We start from the raw sequence: 9,861 nt of genomic DNA, 5'->3' as shown, positions 1-9,861 counted from the left end.
TTAAAAAGCAATCCATATTCCCCAGTCCATTTTGAAGCAGCAGATTATCATGTTCTTCATTCCGATTGCTGCATTAAGCCATTTCTAAAATACCCAATAAACAAAAATGCCGTCTGAAATACAACTTTCAGACGGCATTTTCAATCAAATACTACTTACCGGATTACAATTTCAAACCGGCCAGTTTAGCAGCATACGCATCCAAATCAGCGATTGGACGGGTAGCCACGCCGCTTTCCATTGCTGCTTTAGCAGTAGCCGTAGCAACGCGAGGCAACAGGCGGGAATCGAATGGGGTAGGAATCAGGTATTCCGCACCGAATTCAAATTTCTTACCGTAAGCGGCAACCACTTCTTCAGTTACCTCTTCCATCGCCAAATCAGCCAAAGCGTATACGCAAGCGCGTTTCATTTCTTCATTGATGGTGGTCGCGCCGACATCCAATGCTCCACGGAAGATAAATGGGAAGCACAATACGTTGTTTACTTGGTTCGGGAAGTCTGAGCGGCCGGTACCGATCACCACATCCGGACGGGTTTCTTTTGCCAAAGGAGGCAGAATTTCCGGATTTGGGTTTGCCATAGCGAACACGATTGGTTTTTCGTTCATGGTTTTCAGCATTTCAGGAGTCAGCAGGTTGGCACCGGACAGACCCAAGAAGATGTCTTTATCTTTAACGGCATCAGCCAATACGCGTTGGCCGTTATCTTCAATGGCATAGAACTGTTTGGACTCGTCCATACGGTCTTTGTCTTCGCGGGTTTTGTAAATCACGCCTTTGGAGTCGCAAACGGTCACGTTTTCGCGTTTCAAACCCAAATCCAGCAATTGGTTCAAGCAGGCAATCGCTGCGGCACCTGCACCTGAGCACACCAAAGTCGCTTCTTCAATTTTGCGGCCGGTATAACGCAAAGCGTTCAGTACAGCGGCAGCGGTAATGATGGCGGTACCGTGTTGGTCGTCGTGGAATACAGGGATTTTGCAACGTTTGCGCAATTCGCGTTCGATATAGAAGCACTCAGGCGCTTTGATGTCTTCGAGGTTGATGCCGCCGAAAGTCGGTTCCAAAGAAGCGATGATGTCTACCAATTTTTGCGGGTCTTTTTCATCGATTTCGATATCGAATACGTCAACACCGGCGAATTTTTTGAACAATACGCCTTTGCCTTCCATTACAGGTTTACCGGCCAATGCGCCGATGTTGCCCAAACCCAACACTGCTGTACCGTTGGAAATCACGGCAACCAAATTGCCTTTGGCAGTGTATTTGTAGGCAGTTTGCGGATCGGCATGGATTTCCATACAAGGAGCGGCTACGCCCGGAGAGTACGCCAACGCTAAATCTTTAGAAGTGGCCAGAGATTTGGTTGGGGTAACGGAGATTTTGCCCGGCACGGGGAATTCGTGGAACTGCAGGGCGGCTTCTTTTAATGAATTTTCCATTTATCGATCCTGTTTGCGAGAGAGATTTTACAGCGAACAAGTCTGAAACAGGCTGCTTCAGACGTTTAAAATTTCTAAAGTCGGGTTGTTAACAGACCGGCTTTGTAAGGGACCGTAATTTTATCATGTTCTTTTGGTGGCGCATACCGATATTTATTACATTTGTTTTGATATTTCGTTTTATTTAGTTTTATGTCTAAAAACTTCTGTAATAATATTTCTTCGCCACACTACCCTTCTTTCAGACGGCATTTTATTTAAACTTAAACATTCAATCCAAAATGACTGTCCAGCGCGGTTTCAATCTGATTTTTTACCGCGTCCAGACTTTGGCTGCTGTCGATGACGGCATAGCGTTCCGGCTGTTCGTTAGCACGTTGCAGATACACTTCGCGCACCCGATTGAAAAACTCGGCTTCTTCTTGTTCAAAGCGGTCTTTCTCACGCGTTTGGTTGATGCGCGCCATCGATACTTCCAAAGGCACATCCAACAGCAAAGTTAAATCTGGACGGAAATCGCCCTGCACCCAATGCTCAAGCGTGGCAATATCTTGCAAGGGAACACCGCGTCCACCGCCTTGATAGGCAAACGTTGCATCGGTAAAGCGGTCGGAAACGACATGCGTGCCGTTTTTCAGGGCAGGCAGAATGACTGTTTCCAAGTGTTGCTGCCTGGCTGCAAACATCAGCAGGGTTTCGGTACGCAGGCCGACTTGGGTGGCAGGGTTGAGCAGGATTTCACGCAATGCTTCTCCGGCCGGAGTACCCCCCGGTTCGCGCGTAAACAATACGGGCAGTTGGTGTTTCTCAAACCATGCTTTCATTACTGCGAGGTTGGTGGACTTGCCTGCGCCGTCTATGCCGTCAAGGGTAATAAATCTAGGTTTCATATGGATATCGTCAATTTAAAGGCCGTCTGAAACTGGGATTATAAATGTTTCAGACGGCCTATTCGGTTTATTTCTTCAAAATATATTTGCGCACGGCAGCGTTGTGTTCAGAAAGATTGTGGCTGAACTCGCTCAAGCCCGTACCATCCATTTTTGAGACGAAATACAGATATTTTTCATCAGACGGATGACCCGCTGCTTCAAGCGCGGCCTTGCCGGGAAGCGCAATCGGCGTCGGCGTCAAACCGCTGCGCGTATAGGTATTGTAAGGCGTATCGCGTTGCAGGTCGGCTTTGCGGATTCTGCCTTTATACGCATCGCCCATGCCATAGATAACGGTCGGGTCGGTTTGCAGGCGCATGCCGATATTCAGGCGGTTGACGAATACTGCGGCCACATGGGCGCGGTCGTCTTCGTGTGCGGTTTCTTTTTCAATCAGACTCGCCATAATCAGCATTTCGTACGGATTTTTATAAGGCAGGCCGCTTTGACGGTCGTCCCATGCTTCTTGCAGGTTTTCCCGCATTTTACGGTAGGCGATTTTGTAAATTTGAAGATCGCTGCCACCAGCATCAATTTCGTAACTATCCGGGAAAAACTGTCCTTCAGGATTGCTGCTCAAGGCATCGGGCGCCACTTCAGCCATTAGTTTTTCATTACTCCAACCGCGCGTATCGTGGGCAATGTCGGCAGTATTGTCGATAATACGGCGCATTTGGGCAAAACGCGCGCCTTCCAAAATTTGCACGCTGACCGAATCAGGACGGCCTTTTTTAATGCGTTTTAAAATGTCCCAAGCCGATACTTTGGCAGACAGGCGGTAAGAGCCGGCATTGAGTTGGTTGTGCACGCCCATCACATATGCGGCAGCTACCAGCACATAACGGTTATAAACAATGCCGTCTTGAGCCAGTTTGCGGCTGACGGAAGAGATACCTTGGTTTTTGGTAATGGTAATACGGTATGGTTTGCCGTTGTCTTTCGGAACAAACAACAATGCGGCAACCACGGCGGCAAATGCCGTCAAAAATACGGCCAGCCATTTCAACAATTTTTTCAACATGGTAGGATTCTTGGTTTGTGAACGTGTCGGGCAACAGTATAACCGAAAACAAGCACATTAAGCCTGCCACCTTCCCCAACGTATGTTTTCCTATCCCGAAAGGCCGTCTGAAACCATGAATTCCCCTTCAAAAAACACTTGGCAAAACGGCCGTTGGCTGAATGCACGCCAAACTCATTCGCCCAATTTCAGCCCGCGCGAACCGGATGAAAACGTCTCATTGGTTGTCCTCCACAATATTTCCCTCCCTCCTTTTGAGTACAACACAGGGGCAGTGGAAAAATTGTTTACCAACCAAATCAACCCTAACGAGCATCCTTTTTTCAGCATCATCCACACCTTGCGCGTCTCCAGCCATTTTTTCATCAGCCGTAAGGGCGAAACCGTCCAATTCGTTTCCTGCGACGACATGGCCTATCATGCCGGCGTATCGTCGTTTCAAGGCAGAGAAAAATGCAATGCCTTTTCCATCGGTATCGAATTGGAAGGCTGCGATTTCGAGCCTTTTACCGAAGCACAATACACCAGCCTACAAGCCTTGCTGACCGCCATTTCCGAGCATTACCCGATTCAGGCCGTTACCGGCCATCAAGACATCGCGCCGGACAGGAAAACCGATCCTGGGCATTTCTTCGATTGGCCACGCCTTCAAAAAGCAGGTTTCCCCATCCGGCGCGGATAACTTTCAGACGGCCTGAAATGATTGGCAGACATAATGCTGTCACAACCGTTTATTTTCGTTATAATTCAGCTATTCATTCGGACGCATAAAGTCCGGCTCCAACGAACTTCCCATGCAGCAAGATTCCGCACCCTGAAAAAGACGGAATGCTGCCTTTTTAAAAAGTGATTACTCCATGATTTTCATCGTCTTAGCCCTCGCCGCTCTTTTGGCGGTCATCGGTTACAACATGTACCAGGAAAACCAATACCGCAAACAAGTGCGCGAACAATTCGGCCATTCCGATAAGGATGCGCTTTTGACCAGCAAAACCAAGCACGTCCGCGACAGCAAAGAAACTGGCGGCCAAGGTTTGTTTATCAAGAAAAACAAAAAAACCGAAGAGGCATTACGCAACCTGCAAGAGCAAGATGAAATCTACGCGGCAAAAGCCAAACTGGCTCATCCTGCCCAACTTAAAACCGATGTCGAATTGACTGTGGAAGACGACTTTTCCGCAGAAGAAAAAATCCAACACACTGTTATCGGCTTAAACAACGAAATTACCATTAGCCCTGCCGAAGCCGCTTCTGCTCCGGTTGAAACCGCTTCCGAACCTGTGGTACAAGTACCATTGATCAGCTTGGACGAATTGTCGCAAGTCGAGTTGCCTTGGTTTGACCCGCGCTTCGACTACATGGCCTACATCTCCCTGAAACAAGCCCAAGAATTGCACGCCCTGCCGCGCCTTTCCGGCACACACCGCTTCCAAATCATCGGTTGCACTATGGACGACCATTTCCGCGTTGCCGAGCCGATTCCGGGCGTTTACTACCAAGGCTTCGTCATAGGCTTGCAAGCTGTCAGCCGCAACGGTTTGGCAGCGCGTGAAGAGCTGCAACACTTCGACCAACAGGTTGATGCTTTTGCCCAACTGATGGACGGCAAAGTTTTGCATACCGACTTGGATGCGTTCACCGAAGTCGCACAAGCTCTCGACCAATTCTGTGCGCGTGTTGACCAAACCATCGCCATTCACTTGGTTTCCCATTCCAACATCAGCGGCGTAGAATTGCGTGCCGCCGTGGAAGAAACCGGTTTCAAACTGGGTGAAGACGGCGCGTTCCACTTCTGCGACAACAACAACCCTCAATTGTTCTCCATCCATACTTTGGACAACAAACCGTTTACCAATCCTCTGTTGGACAACCAAGCCTACCGCGGCTTCAGCATGCTGTTGGATATTCCGCATGTTCCTGCCGGCGAAAAAACTTTCGACAAATTTATGGACTTGGCTGTCAAACTTTCCGGCCAACTCAGCTTAGATTTGGTTAACGACCAAATGGAAGAAGTTTCCACCCAATGGCTCAAAGACGTACGCAACTACGTTTTGGCCCGTCAGGAAGAAATGCTTAAAGTCGGTATCAAACCCGGCAGCAAACAAGCCCTGCGCCTGTTCTCTTAAACTTCCCCAATCAAAAAGCGGATATGCAATGACGGCATATCCGCTTTTTTCAGGTAAAATCCCTTCATCTTCAATATTCATCGATTTTCAGACGGCCTCTCTATCATCAGGCCGTCTGAAAACTCTATTTCGATTGCTCATGAATCCGACCGCACAACGTATCAAATACCTGACCGACCTCCTCAACCGCTACGCCTACGAATACTACACCCTAGATGCGCCCAGCGTACCCGACGCCGAATACGACAAATTGTTCCGCGAGCTCGAGGCATTGGAGCGAAACTACCCCGAGTTCAAACTGCCCGACAGCCCGACCCAACGTGTCGGTGGCGAGCCTTTAGCAGGCTTTGCCGAAGTACGCCACGAAATACCGATGCTGTCACTGACCAACGCCTTTTCGCCACAAGACGAAAACGGCGTGTTTGACCATGCCGAAATGTACGCTTTTGATGAACGCGTTCGTGGCGGATTAAACGGAGAAAAACCAGAATACGTTATCGAACCTAAATTTGACGGTCTGGCCATCAGCCTGCTGTACCGCGACGGCGTATTGACTCAAGCAGCAACCCGTGGCGACGGCACCACAGGCGAAGACGTTACCCAAAACGTCAAAACCGTATCCAACATCCCCCTGCGCCTGCATGGAGAAAACATTCCCGAGCTTATCGAGATACGTGGCGAAGTACTGATGCTTAAAGCCGATTTTGCCGCCTTAAACGCACGACAGGCTGAAAACGGACAAAAACCTTTCGCCAATCCGCGCAATGCCGCCGCCGGCAGTCTGCGTCAACTCGATTCACGCATTACGGCACAGCGCAAACTGCATTTCTTCCCCTATTCCATCGCCCGACAACAAGGCGGTTTTGTCGCGGAAGAACACCTGCAAGAGTTGAGCTACTGTAAAGAGCTTGGCTTCAGCCTGCCTGACGGTAATTTCGGCTGTTTCAAAAATATTGACGAAGTATTGGCGTTTTACGAGCAAATGCAGCAAAAACGCCCTACTCTGCCGTACGAAATCGACGGTATGGTGGTCAAAGTCAATAGCTTGGCGCAACAAGAAAAACTGGGGTTTATCTCACGCGCACCGCGCTGGGCCATTGCCCACAAATTCCCTGCCGAAGAAGCATTGACCATTGTCGAAGCCATTGATGTACAAATCGGGCGCACCGGCGCAGTAACCCCCGTCGCCCGCCTGCAGCCTGTATTTGTCGGCGGCGTTACCGTTACCAACGCCACCCTGCACAATCAGGACGAAGTATCTCGAAAAGACGTGCGCGTTGGCGACACAGTTGTTGTGCGCCGCGCCGGAGACGTGATTCCCGAGGTGGTGCGCGTAATTTTTGAACGTCGCCCAATGCAGGAAACCAATATTTCCGTTTCAGACGGCCTGCAAGACGATTTGTTTGCCGAAACACCTTCTGAAACCCAAGCCGAACCGCTTCACAAACCCTACCACCTGCCCACCCATTGCCCTATCTGTCACAGCGAAATCGAACGCGAAGAAGGCGAAGCGGTTGCCCGATGCAGCGGCGGTATGCTTTGCCAAGCACAACGCGCACAAGGTTTAATCCACTTCGCCTCACGCAAAGCCATGGACATCGACGGACTTGGTCAAAAACAAATCGAGCAGCTTGTCGCCCAAGACCTCGTCCGCCATTTCGCCGACCTCTACCGCCTCGATATTCCGACCCTGCAAAAAATGAAGGAAACAGCGGATAAAGCGTCAGCTAGTGAAGAAGAACCATCAAACAGTGAAATTGGAGACTTTGAAGGCGAGACCGGCAATACTCTGCTTGCCAAAAACAATAAAAAACAGCCGACCAAATGGGCAGAAAACATCCTTGCAGGCATAGAAGCCAGCAAAACGCCTGAACTTGCGCGCTTCCTTTTTGCCCTCGGCATCCGTCACGTTGGCGAACGCACCGCCAAAACGCTGGCACAGGCATTCGGCACACTGGAAAACGTCCGCCATGCACCAGAACCCATCCTCGCCTGTCTGCCCGATATCGGCACGGTGGTTGCTCGCTCCATTGCCCACTTTTTTGCCCAAGAAGCGCAACAGGCGATGATCGACGAGCTACTGGCTGTAGGTGTTGCCCCACAAAGCCAGGCTGTCACTATCTCGCCGCTGCGCCATGCCGAGCCACAACGCTGGATTGCCCGCCTGCCTGATTTTAAAATCAGCGAAACCAAAGCACTGGCCTTGTGGGAACTTGCCGGACAAAACATAGAAGGTCTGCAAACTGACAAAGCATTACCTGCCGATTGGCAGACATGGCGCAGTAAACCGCAAAACGCAGCCCTGCTTGAAAATATGAAAACTTTCTTTGCTCAAACGCTGTCTAATCTTCAAGATGAAACTATTTTAGACGACATTAACGAGGCCATAGCAGGTAAAACCTTTGTATTGACAGGGACTTTACCCACGCTCAAACGTGACCAAGCCCAAGCCTTGATCGAAGCCGCAGGCGGTAAAGTTTCCGGCAGCGTATCCAAAAAAACCGACTACGTTGTCGCCGGAGAAGCTACAGGCAGTAAATTGGAAAAAGCCCAAGCTTTGGGCGTGGCCATATTAACCGAAGAAGAATTACTGGCGTTGCTGGGATAAGACAGTATCTATGACCAATTCTCCTTTTCAAACCGCCTGATACTTTATCATGTGGTATTATTGTTACATACGACTACATCTTTACACTTTTTGGGGTATAAACCCATAGTTAAAATAGGATAATAATATGAAACCCATTAAAAAATGCGTCTTTCCCGTTGCCGGTATGGGTACCCGTTTCTTGCCTGCGACCAAAGCCAGCCCCAAAGAAATGCTGCCTATCGTGGACAAACCTCTGATTCAATATGCAGTTGAAGAAGCGGTTGAAGCCGGCTGTACTGAAATGGTGTTCATCACCGGTCGTAACAAACGGAGTATCGAAGACCACTTCGACAAAGCATACGAGTTGGAAACCGAATTGGAATTGCGTCAAAAAGACAAACTGTTGGCGCACGTTCGCGATATCCTGCCTTCCAACATTACCTGCATGTACATCCGTCAAACTGAAGCATTGGGTTTGGGTCATGCCGTATTGTGCGCACAGGCTGCCGTTGGTAACGAGCCTTTCGCCGTTATTTTGGCAGACGATTTGATTGATGCGCCTAAAGGTGCATTGAAACAGATGGTTGATGTGTACAATCAAAGCGGTAACAGCGTTTTAGGCGTTGAAACCGTTGACCCTTCCCAAACAGGCTCTTACGGTATCGTTGAAGTTGAAAACCTGAAAAGCTATCAACGTGTAGTCAATATTGTTGAAAAACCAAAACCGGAAGAAGCGCCTTCCAATCTTGCTGTTGTCGGCCGCTACATCCTGACTCCGCGTATTTTTGACTTATTAACCAACCTGCCTCGCGGCGCCGGTAACGAAATCCAACTGACAGACGGTATTGCGCGCCTGCTCGACCATGAGTTTGTGTTGGCTCATGCATTTGATGGCAAACGCTACGACTGCGGCAGTAAATTGGGTTACCTTGAAGCAACCGTGGCTTACGGTTTGAAACACCATGAAACCGGCGAACAATTCAAAGAATTACTCAAGCAATACGCTTAAGCCCAGCCATTATAAAAAGGCCGTCTGAAATTTCAGACGGCCTTTTTCTACACTTATTTCTTCCAATATGCCGGAGTAAACAAAATTAAAACGGTAAAAATCTCCAAACGTCCCAATAACATCACCGCCGTACACAGCCACTTCTGTACATCGCTCAGCGCAGCGTAATTATGCGACGGACCAACTGCACCTAAACCCGGCCCTGCATTGGTAATACAAGCAATGACTGCCGTAAAGGCGGATAAAAAGTCCAAGCCTGCGGCCATCAGTAAAAAGCTGAATACGATGACCGTCATAAAGTAAATAAAGATGAACGACATGACGGTCAGCGCCATACGATCCGGAATGGAGCGATTGTTGACCTTTACCGTACGAACCGCACGCGGATGCAGCAAAATCAACATTTCGCGCAAGCTGAATTTAAACAACACCAAAGCACGCACGTTTTTAATACCGCCCCCCATAGAGCCTGAACTTGCCAATACGTTCGACAGGAAAAACATCCACAACGACACAATCAACGGCCATTGGGCAAAGTCTGCATTGGAGAAACCGCTTGCCAATCCGATGGACACAAAGTTGAAGCTGACAAAGCGCAAAGCTTCGCCAAGACTTTGATAAACGTCCTGCTGCCATAAATACAATGCCGAAATCAAAATACTGCCCGACAAAACCAGCAGCATGGTGCGGCATTCTTCATCTTTCCAATACACCTGCAAGGAGCGGTTGCCCAGCGCAG

General features: G+C 49.2%; 8 protein-coding genes. 4 read left to right on the top strand and 4 right to left on the bottom strand.

Annotation, left to right across the window (positions count from 1 at the left end; genetic code table 11):
- Positions 1 to 163: 163 nt before the first annotated feature.
- The 3 genes from ACTHUM_RS10025 to mltG all read right to left on the bottom strand — a co-directional run bounded on the left by ACTHUM_RS10025 (position 164) and on the right by mltG (position 3,397).
- On the bottom strand, positions 164 to 1,444 hold the full coding sequence (locus ACTHUM_RS10025) for a malic enzyme-like NAD(P)-binding protein (protein WP_083314053.1): 1,281 nt from the start codon (positions 1,442 to 1,444) through the stop codon (positions 164 to 166).
- A gap of 263 nt (positions 1,445 to 1,707) precedes the next feature.
- Complete coding sequence (gene tmk / locus ACTHUM_RS10020) at positions 1,708 to 2,334, bottom strand: dTMP kinase (protein ID WP_004520117.1); 627 nt, start codon at positions 2,332 to 2,334, stop codon at positions 1,708 to 1,710.
- A 67-nt stretch (positions 2,335 to 2,401) separates the two neighbouring features.
- Positions 2,402 to 3,397 (bottom strand): endolytic transglycosylase MltG, encoded by a 996-nt coding sequence (gene mltG, locus ACTHUM_RS10015; protein ID WP_004520116.1) that lies wholly within the window; start codon positions 3,395 to 3,397, stop codon positions 2,402 to 2,404.
- A gap of 115 nt (positions 3,398 to 3,512) precedes the next feature.
- Here mltG and ampD point away from each other — a divergent pair, with 115 nt between their 5' ends.
- The 4 genes from ampD to galU all read left to right on the top strand — a co-directional run bounded on the left by ampD (position 3,513) and on the right by galU (position 9,122).
- Positions 3,513 to 4,079, top strand: a complete 567-nt coding sequence (gene ampD, locus ACTHUM_RS10010) for a 1,6-anhydro-N-acetylmuramyl-L-alanine amidase AmpD (protein ID WP_039862241.1) — start codon at positions 3,513 to 3,515, stop codon at positions 4,077 to 4,079.
- A gap of 175 nt (positions 4,080 to 4,254) precedes the next feature.
- On the top strand, positions 4,255 to 5,523 hold the full coding sequence (locus ACTHUM_RS10005; protein ID WP_070695495.1) for a cell division protein ZipA C-terminal FtsZ-binding domain-containing protein: 1,269 nt from the start codon (positions 4,255 to 4,257) through the stop codon (positions 5,521 to 5,523).
- Between the two features lie 139 nt (positions 5,524 to 5,662).
- Positions 5,663 to 8,131 (top strand): NAD-dependent DNA ligase LigA, encoded by a 2,469-nt coding sequence (ligA, locus tag ACTHUM_RS10000; RefSeq protein ID WP_440361186.1) that lies wholly within the window; start codon positions 5,663 to 5,665, stop codon positions 8,129 to 8,131.
- Between the two features lie 127 nt (positions 8,132 to 8,258).
- A complete protein-coding gene (gene galU / locus ACTHUM_RS09995) occupies positions 8,259 to 9,122 on the top strand; it encodes a UTP--glucose-1-phosphate uridylyltransferase GalU (protein WP_049336474.1) in 864 nt (287 codons plus the stop codon).
- 53 nt (positions 9,123 to 9,175) lie between these two features.
- Here galU and ACTHUM_RS09990 read toward each other — a convergent pair.
- Positions 9,176 to 9,861, bottom strand: a 686-nt coding sequence (locus ACTHUM_RS09990; protein ID WP_440402842.1) for a TrkH family potassium uptake protein, incomplete at its 5' end; no start/stop codon positions are given.

This window comes from Neisseria sp. P0021.S006 (genome assembly GCF_051956895.1).
The sequence above is the reverse complement of the archived record's forward strand: the minus strand, read 5'-3'. Positions and strand labels throughout refer to the sequence as shown.